11 protein-coding genes are annotated in these 19180 nt (G+C 63.5%); all 11 read left to right on the forward strand.

From position 1 onward, the window contains the following. Positions 1–32 precede the first annotated feature (32 nt). The 11 genes from Q1A71_RS05875 to paaD all read left to right on the forward strand — a co-directional run bounded on the left by Q1A71_RS05875 (position 33) and on the right by paaD (position 19173). Positions 33–3974: a hypothetical protein gene (locus Q1A71_RS05875; RefSeq protein ID WP_299672934.1), complete on the forward strand. Its 3942-nt coding sequence runs from the start codon at positions 33–35 to the stop codon at positions 3972–3974. Then, on the forward strand, positions 3971–4810 hold the full coding sequence (locus tag Q1A71_RS05880) for a hypothetical protein (protein ID WP_299672936.1): 840 nt from the start codon (positions 3971–3973) through the stop codon (positions 4808–4810). Before Q1A71_RS05875 ends, Q1A71_RS05880 begins: the two co-directional genes overlap by 4 nt. After that, positions 4807–7002 (forward strand): hypothetical protein, encoded by a 2196-nt coding sequence (locus Q1A71_RS05885; protein WP_299672939.1) that lies wholly within the window; start codon positions 4807–4809, stop codon positions 7000–7002. Before Q1A71_RS05880 ends, Q1A71_RS05885 begins: the two co-directional genes overlap by 4 nt. A gap of 8 nt (positions 7003–7010) precedes the next feature. Further along, positions 7011–10721, forward strand: a complete 3711-nt coding sequence (locus tag Q1A71_RS05890; protein WP_299672942.1) for a contractile injection system tape measure protein — start codon at positions 7011–7013, stop codon at positions 10719–10721. After that, entirely contained in the window at positions 10714–12075 is a 1362-nt protein-coding gene (locus tag Q1A71_RS05895) for an ATP-binding protein (RefSeq protein WP_299672945.1), read from the forward strand. The genes Q1A71_RS05890 and Q1A71_RS05895 overlap by 8 nt, the downstream gene beginning before the upstream one ends. Then, complete coding sequence (locus Q1A71_RS05900) at positions 12072–15371, forward strand: hypothetical protein (protein ID WP_299672948.1); 3300 nt, start codon at positions 12072–12074, stop codon at positions 15369–15371. The genes Q1A71_RS05895 and Q1A71_RS05900 overlap by 4 nt, the downstream gene beginning before the upstream one ends. Before the next feature lie 118 nt (positions 15372–15489). Further along, positions 15490–16695: a 3-oxoadipyl-CoA thiolase gene (gene pcaF, locus Q1A71_RS05905; protein ID WP_299672951.1), complete on the forward strand. Its 1206-nt coding sequence runs from the start codon at positions 15490–15492 to the stop codon at positions 16693–16695. 3 nt (positions 16696–16698) lie between these two features. After that, complete coding sequence (gene paaA, locus Q1A71_RS05910) at positions 16699–17676, forward strand: 1,2-phenylacetyl-CoA epoxidase subunit PaaA (RefSeq protein ID WP_299672954.1); 978 nt, start codon at positions 16699–16701, stop codon at positions 17674–17676. Next, the gene (gene paaB, locus Q1A71_RS05915) at positions 17673–17966 is read left to right on the forward strand and encodes a 1,2-phenylacetyl-CoA epoxidase subunit PaaB (RefSeq protein ID WP_299672957.1); all 294 of its coding nucleotides are present in this window, start codon (positions 17673–17675) and stop codon (positions 17964–17966) included. The genes paaA and paaB overlap by 4 nt, the downstream gene beginning before the upstream one ends. Then, a complete protein-coding gene (gene paaC / locus Q1A71_RS05920; protein WP_299672960.1) occupies positions 17966–18718 on the forward strand; it encodes a 1,2-phenylacetyl-CoA epoxidase subunit PaaC in 753 nt (250 codons plus the stop codon). The genes paaB and paaC overlap by 1 nt, the downstream gene beginning before the upstream one ends. Continuing rightward, complete coding sequence (gene paaD, locus Q1A71_RS05925) at positions 18715–19173, forward strand: 1,2-phenylacetyl-CoA epoxidase subunit PaaD (protein ID WP_299672963.1); 459 nt, start codon at positions 18715–18717, stop codon at positions 19171–19173. Before paaC ends, paaD begins: the two co-directional genes overlap by 4 nt. The last annotated feature ends 7 nt before the right edge of the window (positions 19174–19180 follow it).

The raw sequence follows: 19180 nt of genomic DNA on the forward strand, positions 1-19180 counted from the left end.
CCGGGGTGGCCGTTTCTTTTGAATTGCCAAAGGTGTCGATAGCTGCCGTGCATCGGAAATGGGACGATATTCTTGTAACACCAGGGTCGCTGTGCAGTGACCGCCTGCCGCCTGCGCTGGCTGAGGACCGGCGCGACGTACGGCCCGAAACGCTGGCCGAGGCCTTCTGCAAGGCGGGGCGCCGGTTGCACGCTAAAGATGTGCCGCAAGGTGTGCTCGATAAACGCTCTGGGCCCTGGGTGCGGCTCTTCCGGGCGGAGCCGGCCTATACCTATTCGGAGCTGATTGCCTTTAACGTGCACCATGCGGCCTTTGCCTTTGACCGGGCAATTGAGACTGATCCGGAGGAGGCAGGCCAGCTCATCTGGGAGCTGGCGCGGCAGCTCAAGGACTGGATCGCGCGATTGCCGGTGCGCCAGCCGTCGCAGTTTTCCAAGCAGGTGCAGCAGCTCAATGCCGAGGCCGATCTGGAGGCGCGGCTGGAGACATTGGCGGGCGTGGCGCCCACCGGGGTGATGCGTGTCATTCGCAGCACCACGCCAATCATCAGCCGCCGCCGGGGCGATGCGTTGTCGCAGGCGCGGGCGCTGTTGACGGCGTACCGTTCGACCCATGCGCTGTTGCGCAATGCGGTGGAGACGCTGCGGCCCCATGCTTTGGCGGCATTTGAGGCGCGCATCAAGTCGGGGGATATGGATCCGTCGCTGGGGTTGCTGATCGCGGAGTTGCGGGCGGCCTTGCTGGTCGACGGGGCGATCAACGATGTGGTCGAGCGGGTCGTGCAGTTCTACTATCAGGACATCATCGGACAGACCCCGGCGCGCGCCTCACCCGAGCGGGTGCTCTTGCATCTGGGCGCAGGGCGGCAGGCGTTGGTGGTGCCGGATAGTGCGCGGCTGACGGCGCGCAAGGCGGACAACACGGTGCAGAGTTTCGCGACCGAAGCGCCGGTGCATGTGAGCTCATCGCAGCTCAAATCGGTGGCGACGCTGACCTATGAGACCGACCCGCAGATTTCCTTCAACGCGGAGCTGGGCGGCATCACCGGGCTGCAGGTGACCCATTGGCAGCCGGGGGCCGAGGTGCCCCTTGACCAGCCGGGTATCGAGGCCGCGGGGCAGGGGGTCTTTGGCGTTGGCACGATGGGGCCGGCGCGCATGGGGCTCGACATCAGCTCGCCCATGCTGGCGCTGGCGCAGGGGCAGCGGCGCATCACCATGTCGCTGAACCTTCAACGCGCCTCTGGGCTGCCCGCGCTACCGGAACCAGTTGAGACCGGCGCGGTCTCTGAGGATGGGTTGGCCGGGGCAGAGACGCTCGTCACACTGCAGTCGGACCCCGCGCTGGTGCAGGCCTTTCACCCCGACCGGCCGCAGCGGGGCCTGTTGCGCATCGCCAGGGAGGCCGAGCAGATGGCGGCCGAGGCTGGCCAGACCATCTGTCTCAGCGGGCTCTACCATTGTCTCGCGACGCAGGTTGAGACGGCGGATCAGCTGCGCCTGCTGCTGGGTCGGGTTGTGACGCTCTGCCTGATTGAGCGGGTGCCGTTTCCGAGCGGGGCGTTTCGGAGCCTGCTGAACACACTGATCGGCACGCATCACAAGGCGCTCTCCGAAGGGGTGCGGCAGGTGGCGCGGGACGGCGGTGCGCCAGGCTCGATGATCCTCGATCTCTTTGCCGAGGGGCAGGAGACGCTGACGCCGGAGGATCTGTTCCAGAAGCTTTTGGGCGATGCTTTCGAGGCGACGCTCAGCACCAAGGATGGCCCGATCCGCGCCGCGGTCACCCAGGTGCTGCCGTCGATGCAGACCGGCGTGGCGGGCATGACGCTGGTGCTGGAGCTGACCTCGGGCATGCCGGAGATTGCGGCGGGCGAGGGCATGCCCGCGCCCACGCTTTTTTTGCGCAACGCGGCCAACCCGCGGATCTGCCCGGTGTCGTTCTTTGAAAGCTATACGCTCGAATCCATCGGCATCGAGGTCACGGTTGCCGGCATGCAAAAACTGCGGGCCTGGTCGGATGACGGCCCGCTTGCGGTGGACCAGTCCTTCCTACCCTTCGGCGCCCGCCCGCAGGATGGTGCCACCTTCATCGTGGCCAGTCCGGAGATGGCGCAGAAGCCGGTGACCGAGATCGGGGTGGAGCTGGTCTGGGCCGACCGGCCCGATCCTCTGGGTGGGTTCGAGGCCCATTACAAGGATTATGCGGGCAAACCGGACACGCCACAGCCAACCCTCTCGGTGAGCTATCTCAGTGGGGACGGCTGGAAGCCGGTGGCCGAACCCGAATTGCCGCTGTTCGAGACGGAGCCGGTCACGGGCGAGCTGATGGCCGAGCGCAGCTTTGGCGGGCGCGTCAAGGGCCATTCGGTGCGGGCTACCGGCCGGGTGCGGCCCGAGATGTTTGCGGCGCGCCAGAGCCTGCCCGCAGGTGCCGTGCGCCTGTCGCTGATGGGTACGGCGGGTGGATTTCATGCAGACCAGTACCCGCTGGCGCTGGTCGAGGCGATGCGGCCTCGGCTCATGCCATTTGGCGAGCGTAAGATCCCGCCGCCGCCGTTCGTGCCCAAGATCGATGTGTTTTCGCTGTACTACACGGCGCAGGCGACGATCGAGGTGAACGCGCCGGATGCGGCCAACCCTGGCGAGCGCATCATCCAAATCAACCCCTTCGGACAGGTCGAGGTTTTCCCCAAGAGGATGCTGCGCGAGATCGGGCTCTTTCCGCCCCGGCTGGGCTATGGGCATCTCTTCCTACATCTGACGGGTGATCAGGCCACGGGGCCTGTGCCGCTGCTCTTCAATATGGCCGAGAGCGGGCATCTGCGGCTTGTGCCGCGGCCCAACCCGGTGAAGTGGTACTACCTCGCCGCCCATGGCTGGGCCGAGCTGCCGGATACGGCGATCTCCTCGGATACCACCTCGGGGCTGATGCGGTCGGGGCTGGTGATGGTCGATCTGCCGGAGGACGCCGCCGCGCATTCGCCCGAGATGCCGGAGGGTGGTGTGTGGATGGCGGCGGTGGCGACCGAGCCGGACCTCAGCGCCTTCCCGACGCTCGCGGGGCTGCAGACCAACGGGGTCTGGGCGCGCTGCACCGACGAGAGTTACCACGGGCAGGACCGCGACCGGGTCTGGACCTTTGATCCGGCGCAGCCGGGGGTGGCGTCGATCACCGAAATCCCCACGCCGGCCGAGGTGCGCCCGCCTGAGCAGCGCGACGCCTTCGTGGCGCGGGTGTCGGAACGGCTGCGCCATCGCAAACGCGCTGTGACCCCGTGGGACGTGGAACGGCTGGTGCTCGACGCCTTCCCAGAGGTCTGGATGGCGAAATGCCTCGCAGGCATGCGGCGCGACGACCCGGACCCGGCGCCGGGGCAGGCGATGCTGGTGGTCGTGCGGCAACCGCCCAGCGAGCCCTCGGCGCAGATGTTTGACGTTGGTACCTTGCAGCGCATCCGAGACTATGTGCAGGCGCATGCCTCGGGCTTTGCCGAGATCGAGGTCGCAAACCCCGCCTATGACCGGCTCTATGTGCGCGCGAAGCTGGCCTTTGACCCGTATCGCGACGACGGGGCGATGGCGCAACGGCTGCAGCGCGATCTGCGGCGGTATCTGTCGGTCTGGACCGCGCCGCCGACGCTGGGCCGGTTCGGCTGGTCGATCAATCTGAAGATGCTGAACGCCTACGTGAACGATCTGGAATACGTGCGCGGCGTCACCGATTTCTCGCTCCTGCATCTGGCGGCGGATGATGCGGGCGCGCATGTGCTGCTCGATTCCGCGCAAGGAGATTGGCGTGGCACGATCGGGCCGGTGCTCCGCGGTTCGCGGCCCTGGAGTCTGCCTCTCTCAGCACGGGAACACGCGCTGACCATCGTGCAGGCGACGCAGACCGAGACACCGGTGCAGAGCGGCATCGGGCGCTTGTCGGTGGGCGACAATCTCATCGTCGGGCAAAGGAGTCCCTCGTGACCAAACAGGATCGCACCACTCTGAAATCGTTCTTTCGCGATGGGGCGCTGCCCACGGCGCGCGAATATCGCGACTTGATCGACAGCAGCGTGAACCAGGTCGAGGACGGCTTTGCCAAGACGCCGGGAGACGGGCTGCAGTTAAATTCCGTGGGCACGTCGCTGCGGATCATGAGCTTTTACAAAGGGCTCGGGGCACCACGCGCGTCCTGGGTCATGGAACATGGCAAGGCTGAGGGCGCGCTGCATCTGCGGCCCGAACCCTCGCTGTTGGATGACCCCGCGGCACCTGGCGCACCGCCGCAACCGCTGGGCCTCTGTCTGACAGCGGATGGGCGCACGGGGTTGAACACGGACGCGCCTGACTGGCGGCTGGATGTGGATGGCGTGGCGCGGATGGGCGGGCGCATCGGCGTGCAGTCCACCGATATTCCGCATGTGCCCGCCGACGGCAAATGGCATGACATCACGCCTGATATCACCGGCTGTCAGGCCTTTGAGGTCATGGCGGGCGTCGGCGGCACGCCGCGCACCGGGCGCTATTCGATGCTGCATGCGATTGCGATGAACGCGTTTCACCCGCGCAACCCGATCCTGAACTGGCTGTTCCGGCGGCGCAGCATCCGCGCGCAGACCGCCGTATACGGCAGCTATGCGGACCGGCTAAAGCTGCGCTGGGTCGCAGGCGAGGGGCGGCATTTCTTCAAGCTGCAGATCCGCTCGAACGCGCGGTTCGGCAAGGGCATGGTGATCCGCTATGGGCTCACGCGGTTATGGTTCGACACGACCATGGGTGGCTCGCGCGGTGAGGGCGACCGAGACGAGGGGCTGTTGTGAGCGGCCCTGTCGCCACCGATTTCGACAGCCTGCGCGCGCAGGCGATTGCCTTTGCGCAAGCGGCCTCTGGCAACATCTGGACGGATTACAACCTGCATGATCCGGGCGTGACCCTGCTGGAGCAGACCTGCTTTGCCCTCAGCGAGATCGGCTATCAGGCGGCGCATCCGATCCGTGATTTGCTGACCGATGAGCAGGGCAGGCTGCGCTATACGGATCTGGCGCTCTATGACCCGCGCAGTGTATTGCCCGGCGCACCGGTGACCGATCTGGACCTCACTTCCTATCTGTCAGACCAGCCCGACGTGACCCGCGCATGGGTGTCGCAGACCGCGACGCCTGGCCTCTATTCTGTTGTCGTGATTCCAGCCGAGCAGGAGGATCTGGACGAGGCGGTGCTGGCCGAACGTGTGCGGGGGTGTTTTGCGCGCGTCCGGCCTCTTGCGACCGATCTGGCCGAGGTGGTGATTGCACGCAAACGCGAGACGGTGCTGACCTGCGAGATCGAGATCAGCCCGACGGCAGACCCGGAGCGCGTGGCGGCCTGGTTCTACTACAACGTCTCGGCCATCCTGCGCGGGCGTGCGGCCGAAGAGACGGCGAAGGCCAGTGCGACGCGCGCGGCGGTCTATTCCGCGCCCGAGCTTTTCTTCCGGCCCCGCGCCGAGACGGGCGCGCGGATGCCGGATATCGATGTGCATCTGGCTCGGCTACGCGCCATCCCCGGTATCCGGGACATCGGGCCGCTGTCGTTCCGTGAATTGCCGCTCGGGCCGGGGCAGGACACGCTCAAACTGACCTATCCGGCCCTGGTGCTACCCGCTGCTGCGGATGAAATCGAGCTGCAGTTGCGGGTGGGCGATAATATCCTGACGCTCGATCACAACCGCATTCAGGAGGAATACATCCGCGTAGCCGCCGAGAGCATTTCGCGCGCACACCACCATCTGGACGATGGGGATTGGTCGGTGCTGAAAGACGGGCGGCGGCGACGGTTCGATCGGAGCCATGTGGATGACATGCTGCCCGCGATCTATCGCATCTATGGTGATGGGCGCGCGCAGGGTCGGGCGGTGCAGAACCTGCAGCCAAAGGTGCCGCGGGAGGACGACCTCTTTCTACAGTATCGCGGGGCGATCAATGCTCAACTCGATGATATGTCCACAGCGCTCGCGGAGCTGCCCCGGCTCTTCACCGCAGAGACGGACCGTACGACCGATGATCCCGCGCTGCACGCCGGGCGGGTCAAGTTGCTTGACCTGCTGCTGGCGCTGCAAGGTGAGACACTGCCATCAATCCGGCATGCTGGGCTACATCAGTATCGCTCCGCCGCCGCGCGGCAGGCGTTCGATCTGCACTGGCGGTTGTCGATACTGCGTGCCTTGCCGGAGCTGAACGCTGCGCGTGGAACCGCGCCGGAGGGAGCAGCCCCCGGTGGCTTCATGGCGCGGCTCGGACTGCTGGCAGATCTATCGGTGCAACTGTCGACAGACCCAACCGCGGGTTTGGCGGCGCTCGGATGGGAACTTGACCAAACCTCCGAAGCACCCGCGCCTGATTTTCCGCGCAAGGACTTGCTCTTGCCGCTTAACCCGTTTGAAATGATCGTGCCCCGTGATGATCACGCAGAGCCTTTGGCGCCCGAGGACCTCAAGTCGCAAAGTCCGTGGGTTGCAGATGACAAGTTGCAGCCAGCGTTCTTCCAGCGTGCGGCAACCCCCGATGCCTTTGCCATCACGCCGGTGAGCGGCGGGCGCTATGCGGTAGTTTTTGACAGCGGCGACGAGGACGCGCTCTACCGAGTACAGACGATGCAGGATAAGGCACAGGCCATCGCATGTGTGAACCGGCTGCGTGCAAGCTGGCGTGCGCTGCATGAGGAGGCGGAGGTCGCCTATCTGGTTGAGGACGTGCTTTTGCGTGGCACTGGACGCGTTTTCGAAGCAAACCGATGCACGTTGGTGCTGACAGGATGGACAGCGCGCACGGCTCTGGACAGCTATCGCAGCTATGTGGCCGAACTGGTCCAGCAGCTGGCGCCAGTTCACGTTGTCATCTCGTTGGTCTGGCTCGATGTGGCCGAGATGACGCGCTTCCACGGGCTCAAGGCAAAAGTGGAGAGCCCAGAGGCAAGCTCCGATGACTGTGAAGCGTTGCGACTCTTTCTGAAGACTGCGGGCGCCGGGTCATGAGCATGCCGATGCCTCTCACCAGCGAAGAAGAGCGTAACACGATCGGCGTTTTCACGACCGAGTTCTCAATAACTCGCGGCGACGGGCCGTTGAGCGCGCCCGAACGGCTGGCCCAATTGATACGTGCTGAGCTGGTGCCTGCGCTGGAGGACGTCTTTGCACATCCGGATGTGGTGGCCAGTGATGCACGTGTCGATCAGATGGAGTTGGATTTAGGGCACTGGCCCAGCACCCCCGATTGGCCTGCAGTGCGTACGGAGTTTCGTGAACGGATGCTCGCCGCACTTGCGCCGTATCTGCGCGGACGCCAGATAGTCGCGGACCTGGGCGATGTCGGAGGCGTTTTTGATAAGGGAGACTGCGGAGCCGTGATGCGTGACGGGGTCACGACTTTGTCGGATGGGCTCATCTCGCATGATACTCCGGGTACCGGGATCGCCGAAGATCGCCCGGTTGTGACGTTTCCATCGGGGGAACCAGCCAAAGTTTCCAGGATGCCGAACGGTTCCCGGCTTCCGGCTGTTTCTGCAGACCGATGTATTGCTGATGCGGCTTCGGTTCTGAGAGCCGCCCAAGAGGCTGATCCTGCGCAACTCGACAGGATCTTGCGCTCGCTACCAGACACGCAGCATCGCCGCGCGCTGGCTGAGGTACTGACCGATGGCGATGCAAAACGCCAGAGCCAGGGACTGACGGCTCTCCAAGGCGCCTTGGAGGCGGTTTTCGCTTCGGCAGGGCATCCCTCTGACATCGCGCGAGGCTTCGCGGCACAGATGGCGGCTGAGTTTTTTGCCCAGCCCTCCGGTGTCGTTCTATTGCGGGAGTCCAAGGAGTTGGACCGCTCCGCTGGTCCAGATAGCCGCTCGGCAGTGGAGCGATCAAATGCCATCACCGACGTACCCCACCCTAGTGTTCCAGAAACCAAGGAGTTGCGGGACGGATCGGAGGCCGCCGCTGCGGCGAAACACAGCGATCTAGAGCAGAACGATCAGCTCTACGGTGCTCTCAAAGACACTGCTTCGCGACGCTTGACCGATACGGAGCGGTCTCTCGATCTCGGCGATCCAGGCGCAGTCAGAGCTGCTTGGGGAGCGTCGCCGGAGCATGTGAAATCACAGCTTCGCAATCTTGGAGCGGCAGAACTCCGCGCGCTTCTGGGTCTTCTGATGCCGCAGGCACCACACACGTTCTTCGATGCGGTCGACTCAGTGCTCGCCCGAATAGAGCTGGGCGAGGCGTTTCTTGTGTCTGTCGTGACGGCTGCGCTCGAAGGTCGCGCGATTGATCTGGCGGAAGCCAAGGCTGAAGCACGAGCACGATCCTCTGAGATCCCTGCAACAACAGGCGTCGCTGGCACTGATGCAGGCGCCGAGGATCAGGCCGGGCCCGCGATACGCGACAGCTATGGTCCCGTGCAGCACGACGCCTGGACCCGCGTGTTGGCGCTGCTGGAAGTCGGTGGCGAAGAAGACAGCCTGCGCGCGGGCTCTCATCCGCGGTCGTCCGAAGAGGACGCGGAGAAAGTCGATGATCCAGAGAACGGCCATGTTCCGATTCCGGGCGCTGCGCTCACTTATCCCGCCTCGTCGCAAGCTGGGTCGCTGTCCGACACGCAACGGGAGGATGCCGATCAGGGTGCAGATCTGCCGCAGGCCGGAAAGTCGGATGCAGGTTGGTCAAACGATCAGGCGAAAAAAGGCGACCGTTCTCAACGGCAGAGATCCGCGGCGGACCACAAGGGTGTCAATCGCACCGCATCGCAGGTGGAGGAGAGCGACCGACCGCAAGGTGATACAAATGCGCCCAAGACTCGCACAGCCGGTCCGGTCTTGGAGGATGCTGCTAGCCCCATCCATCCCGGAACAGAAAGAGCCACGAAGCCTGCGCCTGAGCAGCCAGACGACCCGTCGCATGGCGCGAATCAGGCGGATGCCGCGGACCAGGCGGATGCCGCGGACCAGGCGGATGGCGCGGCCCAGGCGGATGCCGCGGACCAGGCGGATCGCGCGGCCCAGGCGGATCGAGGCTCGTTCGAAGAGCCTGAGGCAGCGGCTTTTTTGCAAGACAGAGGGGGAAGTACAGCGGACCGTCCCACCTCAGCGGTTGAGGATCGGCCCGATGTTGCCGCGACATTTGATGACGCCGCCGCAGCAATGCGCAAAGGCAATGACGCGGGAGATCCCCAGCCGTCTACGATGGATGACCTTTCGGTGGGCGACGACGACGCGTCCCCTACGAAAGATGCGTTCGATCCAGCGGCGCGTGCAGTGTCAGGGGACGAGGTGCTGAAAGCTCCAACTGCTGACGAAGACACCCCAAGTGAAGTGAGAGTTGAAACACAAGCAGATACGGCAAACTCTCATTCGGCGACTGGCGAGGAGCACGAAGCGGAGCGCGACAGCACCCCCGAAGCCAGATCTGATCCGTTGCCATCGGGCGCGTCTCCCGAGGAGGCGGACGTTCGAGACGATCCAACAGGGCCCAAGTCTGATCAAGAGTCGCTTTATCAGACGGCCGTGACGCCTTCATCCGACAAGCGGTTGAGGTCCGTCGACGAACTGGATCAGGACACGGATTCTGATTCTGCCGAAGCGCAGGCAGAAGATGCAAACGGCATTTCGACTCCGAATGTCATCCCGGGCGGCATGCAGCGCCATCGGAACGTTCGCGCGCCCACCCAAGACAAGACCCAGCATTCGGATACAGATCGCGATACACCCGAGATTGTGGCTCCACTGGACACCCGCGCCACAATCACCGCGCTCGAAGAGGCGGCGTTTGGCTCATCGACAGAAGCGGTACGCGATATCTTAGCGCTCGTCTGGTCAGCGCTGCCGCCGACCGTGCAGACTGAGGTCGCCGACCGACTAAGAAATCCGTCTTGGCAAATGGGCAACGCCAGTGACCAGGATGCTAAAGAAGTTGGGCCGCCAGACCGGTTGATGCTGGAGCTGATTGCGGCCGTTGGGCCCAATCAAACAGATGTTGATGATCTGCTGTGTCAGCTGCTTGGTATTCTTCGACCCGACCCATCAGCGCGCGCACGGCTGCTACGCCACCTGCTTGCTCGCTTGCGTTATATGGGTGGCGGTCGGGTTTCAGCGCTTCAACAGCTGGTGGTGCAGGCGCTTCAGCGGATCTATGAAGGAGAGGCCCAGGCGGATCTGCCGCTGCAGACACGCCCGGTCGTCGACAGGCAGAGCTTGCGGTTGCAGCTCACCGAAACCGCAGGTCTTGTTCTGTTTCACCCATTCCTGAAGCTGCTGTTCACCCGTCTTGACCTGCTGACGCCAGAAGGTCCTGTTCGGCCCGACCGCTTGAGCCTCGGTCGAACCGCCCTTGAGGCGCTGGCTGGAGCACGGAAGCCGGATCCGATGATAGATCCGCTCGTCCGCATTTTGCTGGGGCTCACGGATGATATTGCCCCGCCTGCCTGTGTGCCGCTCGACGAGGATCAGGAGGCGCTGATCGACGGTCTGCTGCGGTCGGTTATCGCGCAGTGGTCAAAGCTGGGTCAGACCTCACCGGCGGGCTTGCAGAACGCGTTTGTGCGCCGCGGTGGTCAGATCCGCTTTGACGATATGGGCGCGCACCTGCGGGTCGATCCGGGACCGTTCGATATGCTGCTCGATGGTTTGCCCTGGAGCCCAGATGGTGTGATCGGGCTACCCTGGATGCCTGCGCCCTGCCATGTGAGCTGGAGATCACAGGATGGATGATGTGCGCGATCCGGGCTTCGAGACTGCGATGATGAAAAGCCACGCAAGGGCCGTTGCGGCGGAGCTCGGTTGGCTCAGTGAGGTGATCGAGGCGCGGCTGATGCATTTCTTTGACGCACCGGAAACCGGATTTGACCCACCGGCACCGCCAGACCCGCAAGTGGGATCGGCACTTGGCGATCTGATCGTTGAGAGTGATCTGGACCCGAGCACGCGTCTGGTGCTGGCTCTAGCAATCGCCCCGCATGTGAACTCGGCCGTGCTGGACCCGTTCTTCGTCAAGAACAGCGCGATCGACCGGCCGTTTTCGCAGTTTGGCGGGGCAGGCGCGCAGGGCAGCGCCTTCCAGCCTACAGCAGAGACGGCGCTTTTCCTGCTCGCGGGTACGGACACGCCTGCGCGCATCGCGGCGATGACCTACTTCGAGGCCGACCATCCTCTGCGCAAGACTGCAGGCGTGACTTTGACCGCGCCGACGCCGGATGCGCCCACCTTCGGTCACGTTCTGACGATCCCCGTGCACCGGCTGGTCGCACTTTGCGATGGCACAACGCCCAAACCGGACTATGCGCCGGGGTTTCCGGCCAAGCGGCTACAGACGGCGTTGGAGTGGTCCGATCTTGTTCTGCCGAATGACCTGCATCATGCGTTGGGGCATATTCTCGCCTGGCTCGAGAACCGCGACCGCATTCTTTCGGACTGGGGGCTGGGCCGGCATTTTGGGCGCGGCTTCAAGGCGCTGTTCTACGGCCCGCCGGGTACGGGCAAGACGCTCACCGCTGCTCTGCTGGGCAAGCGCACCGGCATGGATGTCTACCGGGTTGATCTGTCTATGGTGGTGTCGAAGTACATCGGCGAGACCGAAAAGAACCTCGGGCTGATCTTCGATCTGGCAGCCGAACGCGAATGGATCCTGTTCTTTGACGAAGCAGATGCGCTCTTCGGTACACGCACGGCGACCAGCTCTTCGAACGACCGCTACGCCAACCAGGAAGTCGCCTATCTGCTGCAGCGGATCGAGGACTGCCAGAGCCTGGTGATCCTCGCAACCAACCTGCGCAGCAACCTTGATGATGCATTCTTTCGTCGGTTCCAGATGTCTGTAGGTTTCGTCAAACCCGACGCGGAACAACGCAAGCAGATCTGGTCAAATGTGCTGGAGGGCGTTCCGTTGGCCGAAGATGTGGACGTTGGGCTGTTGGCCAAGGCGCACCCCCTGGTCGGTGGCGCGATTTCGAACGTGGCCCGCAGTGCCGCGATCACTGCCCTGCGCCGGGGCCGTGACACGGTCGCGGCAGAAGATTTCAAACATGCCATCGCTACTGAGATGCGCAAGGAAGGACGCACCACATGAGGGGTCTGATCCGTAACTGTCTGATGGGTCTGTGGTTTCCGCTCTGGCCTGCCGTGGCGCTGGCCAACTGTGCAGTGTTCCAGACGATCGAGCGCGACGCGCTGGAGGGGTATGATATCCGCACGGTGCAGACTGGCCTGCGGGCCGCTTTGGAGAACGACAGCGCGCAGCTGAAAGACGGGCTTCTGGGCGTGGTGACCCGCACCGCACTGGCACAGCTCTGCCAGCGGGTCCCGCGGGCTGGCAACGGCCCGGATGTGTCCCAGACACTTGATCTGGCGACAGACTACGGCACGCTCTCTGGTGCAGTACCGGAATGGCGCAGCCTCGCGCTCGGCAACAACCGTCTGGCGCAGCTGGCGACCTCGAACGGCGAGACAGGCGTGGCGCTGCGTCTCGCGGCCGGTCCGCAGGCGGCGGCTGCGGTACTGACGGAGGCCGGTTCACCGCAGGATTGCACTGCGTTAAGCGGGGCGCCGGACGTGCCGCAGACCGCACAGACCGCGCTCGATCTGCTCGCAGGGCCAGAACGTGGCTATACGATAGTCGATATCTGTCAGACCTTTCCAACCACTGGAACGGCGGAGGATTTCCTCGCAGCTATGGACAGGCTCGGGCAGATGGACTTGCTGCTGCCGGAGGCTATTGATGACCTCAGTTCGGATCAGTTTGGCGCCTGGCTGACACTCGCGCCCGGCGACAGACTGCCGCGCCTGATGGGGTCGCCACCCGCTGTTCTCGCGCTTTTGCAGGAATATCAGGCCACCAAGACTGTGCCACCCCAGATCGAAGACAGCTCGCCCGCGCCCGAGCGCCCGGCGTCCTGTGAGGTGTCGCCCGCCGACAGCTCGACCCGGTTCTTCGCGTTCTCGCAAGCAAACCTCGATGCTCTGACTGAGCCGGTCGACCTGCAGGCTGCCTTCGATGTGGTCAAGGACATGCAGTTCCCTAGTGCCGCGCAGCTTTGGGCTGCACTGGAAGGTCAGCTGAGGCCGCTGCTCGACCAATGCAGCCTCGATCAGATCGAGGCGCTTGTGCTGGGGCCGGAGTTCCTGGGCCGGGCTTTTCTGATCGACGAACAGGCCACGAAGTCGCTCAGCTTCGAGACAGACCTGCAGGACGTGATGCCTATTGTGGAGACCTTCATCGGGCGGATCGCGCCGGATGAAGACACGTTGGTCGCCGGTCTGACAGCGGCGGTCAAGGAGGCGGTCACGACCACCATCGACGCCGAGGTCGAACTGGCTGCCGCGACCCTCGCCGCCGCTGCGGAGCCGGTGGCTCCTGTGTTCGATACCTTGCCAGAGGGTGTTCCGGAGTTCGACCGGCCGCCCCTGCCCGAGACCATTGGCGTCACCGATGCCACCGATCTGGCCATCGCCAGTACCATCGTGAACGACGCCTTCCGAGAAGCCCTGGCGCAGAGCAATTACCTGCCTGCCACGCAGCCGGAAATACTCAAGGGCGACGTCCGGCGCATCCTGCGGCCTGTGGCGCAAGAGCAGATCGACACGGCAGTCACCACCAAAATGGCACAAATCCAGCCGGTGGTCCTTTCCACATGGTCGCTCACGCCGGCATTGAAGGCGCGCATCCTCGCCGTACCCGACATCGGTGTCACAGCGGATGACCCCACGGGGGTTGACCTGGCTGCGCGCATGCGGTCGCTTGTCGGCCTGGAATACCCCAACATCGGTCTCTTCCGGGCGGCGCTCGACACCGTGCCGCCCGCACCGGATGCGCCCGAGGGCCAGCCGCCGCTTTCACCGCAGCTGATCGAGGCGGCGAAAACGCTCGCGCAGCGGGAGGTGGATGATGTCTTCAAAGAACGGGTCTACGGCCCGCTCGCGGCCCCCGATTGCGGCTGTGTCCCCAACCGTCCACCCACGGCGGATGTCTATGGCTTCTATCCCTTCTGGTTTGCACCGCTTGCCGACCCGCCAGCGCCGCCCGAAGGCGAGGAGGCGCCGCCCGCCCAGACCTTGCAACTCGTTGATTTCAGCCTCGTGAGCCGTCTTGCCTTTTATGGCATGGAGGTGAGTTATGCCAATCCGCAAGGGGACGAGAGCAATCGCAACCTGCGGCTGCTGCACGAAGATCGCTGGATCGAGGCCCGGCGCGATTTCGTCAACTCCGCTCATCGCCATCGTGCCAGAGTCGATGTCGCATTCGATCTGCGCGATTGGTCGAACTGGACCGCGCGCGAGATCGAAGACGCGACCACAGACATGGCGCAGCAGTTGCAAGCCTTTGAGCGCTTCCCGGGTCGCAGCCTCTCGGATATCCGCGCAGCACTGCCGACCTTTTTCGATCCCACGCATCCCGATGGCATCACGCTGATTTTCGAACGGTACGAAGGCCAGACCTTAAGCCAGCTCAACGTGCAGAACATCATCGATATCGTGCGCGGCGTGCATGAGAAGCTGCCTCAACCTGAGCAGCAGCAGATCAACGTGGCCGTCGATTTCGACATGGTCGATGAGCCGGGTGCGCAGCCCGTGTTGAGCGACCTGAGTGATTTGCTGCTCACCGGGCGAACGCTCGACCAAAAGCGCGCAGAGGGCCAGGAAGAGGGGCAGTTCTCCGAGGTCGAACAATTAGAGACCGAAATTGTGCACAAGATCCTGATTTTCCTCGAACGCCCCACAACAGAGACGAAGAAGCGCCTGCGCGCACGCATGGACCGCAGCGACTTCCGTGGTAAGGAGCGCTCCGAGATCCTGCGCAGCATCCTACCCGTCTTGCCGCCCAGCGGCCACGAGTTCGTGTTCCAACGTCAGCAAGCGAATGAGACGCGGGATGAGGAGACATTGCGCTTTTCGCAATTCGTGGACGACATAATCTACTTCGAGGACAATTTCTCAGGTGTTGGCTTCTGGCCGGTGCCACGCCTGGAAGACACGGATTTCTCCGCGATCCGCGAGGCGGTCTCACTTGACTGGAACCAGCCAAGGTTACCCGGCCATCTCAGCGCCTTCGATGCGTCGGTCGCTGATGTCTGTACCTGGGCCTGTCCCAACCGCGCCTATGTCGCCTTCGCTGCCGCTGCCCTGTTTGTTTTCATGACACTGATGACGGCGCGCTCGTTCTACAGTGGCATCGTGCACCAGATCGCCTTCCGCTTGGGATTTGTCTGGATCGGCATGGGCGTTGTTATCTTCATGCTCTTCGTCCTGAACATCTGCGATCACGAGTCCGTCTGGCCGGGCATCCTGATGCTCTGGCTTGTGGCCATCCTCGCGCTGGCCATCGGTTACAACTTTGTGCAGCGTGTGAAGAACGGGCCAAAACCCTGACGCGATGCATTATATGTTACAGAAATCCAGATCACGAAAAATCGCGTAACTTATCCGTTGAGTTTTTGCACGGTCTGCCATAAAACCAACCGCATGGTCGATGAATTCCGGCGGCACGATGACTGAGGCTCTGATCTGCGATGGGGTGCGCACCCCGATCGGGCGCTATGGTGGCGCGTTGTCCTCCATCCGCGCCGATGATCTGGCGGCCCTGCCGATCGCAGCACTGCTCGCCCGGCACCCCTCTCTTGACCCTGCTGCGATTGACGAGGTGATCCTGGGGGATGCCAATCAGGCGGGGGAGGACAACCGCAACGTGGCACGTATGGCGAGCCTGCTGGCCGGGCTGCCGGTCACGGTGCCCGCCGCGACGATCAACCGGCTCTGCGCCAGCGGGATGGATGCGGTGGGCTTTGCTGCGCGCGGGATCAAGTCAGGTGATTATGACCTGACCATCGCCGGCGGCGTCGAAAGCATGAGCCGCGCGCCTTTCGTGATGCCCAAAGCCGGCGCGGCGTTCAGCCGCGCGAACGCAGTTTATGACACCACCATTGGCTGGCGCTTCGTGAACCCGAAGATGAAGGCCGCGTACGGCATCGATTCGATGCCTGAAACGGCTGACAACGTCGCTGCCGACTACAACGTCAGCCGCGCTGATCAGGATGCCTTCGCCGCGCGCTCGCAGGGCCGTTGGAAGGCGGCCCTAGACGCAGGTGTCTTTGAGGATGAAATCGTGCCGGTGGAGATTCCGCAGCGCAAGGGGGAGTCGATTGTTTTTGACACCGACGAGCACCCCCGGCCCGGAACGACAGAGGAGAAGCTTGGCAAGCTGTCCGGCATCAACGGTGCGGATCTGACCGTGACCGCGGGCAATGCCTCCGGTGTGAACGATGGTGCCGCGGCGCTGTTGATTGCCTCGGACGCTGCGGCGGACGCCAACGGGCTGACCCCGATGGCGCGGGTCCTTGGCATGGCGTCTACCGGAGTTGAGCCGCGGGTGATGGGTATTGGCCCGGTGCCAGCCAGCCGAAAGTTGCTGGATCGATACGGACTCACCATCGACCAGATGGATGTGATAGAATTGAATGAAGCCTTCGCGGCGCAAGGCCTCGCGACCCTGCGCGAACTGGGGGTTGCCGATGACGACCCCCGCGTGAACCCGAACGGCGGCGCGATCTCGCTGGGCCATCCGTTGGGTATGTCGGGCGCGCGCCTGGTGCTCACAGCAGCGTACCAGTTGAAACGCACAATCGGGCGCTATGCGCTGTGCACAATGTGTGTGGGCGTGGGGCAGGGGACAGCAATCCTTATTGAAAGGGTCTGAAAGATGTATGCACAGATGATCAAGTCCGAAGCGACGCAGGACGATCCTGAAAAGCTCGCCGCCTTTCAGGCGCGCATCGATGCGGGCGAGAAGATCGAACCGAAGGATTGGATGCCCGAGGGCTATCGCAAGACGCTGATCCGCCAAATCGGCCAGCATGCGCATTCCGAGATTGTAGGTCAGCTGCCCGAGGGCAACTGGATCACCCGCGCACCGACGCTGGAGCGCAAGGCGATCCTGTTGGCCAAGGTGCAGGACGAGGCGGGGCACGGGCTCTACCTCTACTGCGCCGCCGAGACGCTGGGCGTGAGCCGGGATGAGTTGACCGAAATGCTGCTCGATGGCCGCATGAAGTACAGCTCCATCTTCAACTATCCGACGCTGACCTGGGCCGATATGGGCGCGGTGGGCTGGCTGGTCGATGGGGCGGCGATCATGAACCAGGTGCCGTTGCAGCGCACCTCCTTCGGGCCCTACGCCCGAGCGATGATCCGGATCTGCAAGGAAGAGAGCTTCCACCAGCGGCAGGGCTTCGACATCATGATGAAGATGGCGAATGGCACCGAGGCGCAGCGCCGCATGGCGCAGGATGCGCTCAACCGCTTCTGGTACCCGTCGCTGATGATGTTCGGCCCGTCGGACAAGGACTCGGTGCATTCGTCGCAATCCATGGCGTGGAAGATCAAGATGAACACCAACGACGAGCTGCGCCAGAAATTCGTCGACCAGACCGTGCCGCAGGCCGAGTACCTCGGGCTGACTGTGCCAGATGAGACGCTCATGTGGAACGAGGAGAAGGGCGGCTATGACTTTGCCGAGCCGGATTGGGCTGAGTTCCACGATGTGCTCAAGGGCAACGGCCCCTGCAACGCTGAACGGATGCGCGCTCGGAACAAGGCCTGGGACGACAACGCCTGGGTGCGCGAGGGGCTGATGGCCCATGCGGCCAAGAAAAGAGCAGCAAAGGTGGCCGCAGAATGAGTGACGTAAAGACAGAATGGCCCCTGTGGGAGGTCTTTATCCGCGGTCAGCATGGGTTGAGCCACCGGCATGTGGGCTCGCTGCACGCAGCCGATGCAGAGATGGCGATCAAGAATGCCCGTGACGTCTATACCCGGCGCAACGAAGGCGTGAGCATATGGGTGGTTGAGGCTGCGCAGATCACCGCGTCATCTCCCTCCGACAAGGGCCCGCTCTATGAGCCGTCGGAAAGCAAAGTTTATCGCCACCCCACCTTCTTCAACATTCCCAAGGATGTGGGGGCGATGTGATGAGCGCGCTCTTTGAGTTTCTGCTGCGGATGGGGGACAATACGCTGGTGCTGGGCCACCGTGTCAGCGAATGGTGCGGCCATGCGCCGGTGTTGGAAGAAGACATCGCGCTCGCGAACACCGCGCTTGATCTGATCGGCCAGACGCAGATGTGGCTGGGCCTTGCTGGCGAGGTCGAAGGGCAGGGACGCAGTGCTGACGATCTGGCGATGCTGCGCGATGTCTGGGACTTCCGCAACCTGCTGCTGGTCGAGCAGCCCAATGGTGACTTCGGTCAGACGATCATGCGGCAGTATCTGTTTGATCAATTCCATTTGTTGCATTTGCAAGGGCTGAAAGACAGCTCCGACGAACGCATCGCAGGTATAGCGGCGAAGGCGGTCAAGGAGGTCGCGTACCATGTGGAGCGGTCTGCCGACATGGTGATCGGCCTCGGCGACGGCACCGAGGAGAGCCATGCACGCATGCAGGCCGCACTGGAGTTACTCTCTCCTTACGTGGGCGAGATGTTTAACTCGGATGAGATTGACCGCGCAATGGCCGAGGCCGGTATCGCGCCAGATCCAACCAGTTTGCGCGATGCCTATGACTTGGCGGTCGCCAAGGTGTTGGGCAAAGCCACGCTGAAACGCCCCGAAGGCGATTTCGCGCATCAGGGTGGCAAGACGGGCTTTCGGCATTCCGAACACCTCGGACCGATGCTCGCCCAGATGCAGTGGCTCCAGCGTGCCTACCCGGGGGCTGAGTGGTGAAACCGGCAGACGCCGAGATCTGGGCTTGGCTCGATCAGGTGCCGGACCCGGAAATCCCGGTGATTTCAGTGGTCGATCTTGGTATCATACGCGGCCTCTCTTGGCAGGGCGAAACGCTGGAAGTGGCCGTCACCCCGACCTACTCCGGCTGCCCGGCCACGCGCGTGATTTCGATGGACATCGAGACCGCACTGCGCGACCGCGGCCTGAACGATGTGCGCATCAAAACCCAGATCGCGCCACCTTGGACCACCGACTGGCTGAGCGACAAGGGCCGCGCGCGGCTGGAAGACTACGGCATCGCGCCGCCTTCTCCGGCAGGCGGACCGGAGCGCTGTCCCCATTGTGGGGCGCAAGAGCTCGCCCGGATCAGCCAATATGGCTCCACTCCCTGCAAGGCGCAGTGGCGTTGTACCAGCTGTCTCGAGCCCTTCGACTATTTCAAATGCTTGTGACGGATCG

This window comes from uncultured Roseobacter sp. (assembly GCF_947493125.1).
In the GTDB taxonomy this organism is placed as follows: Bacteria; Pseudomonadota; Alphaproteobacteria; order Rhodobacterales; family Rhodobacteraceae; genus Roseobacter.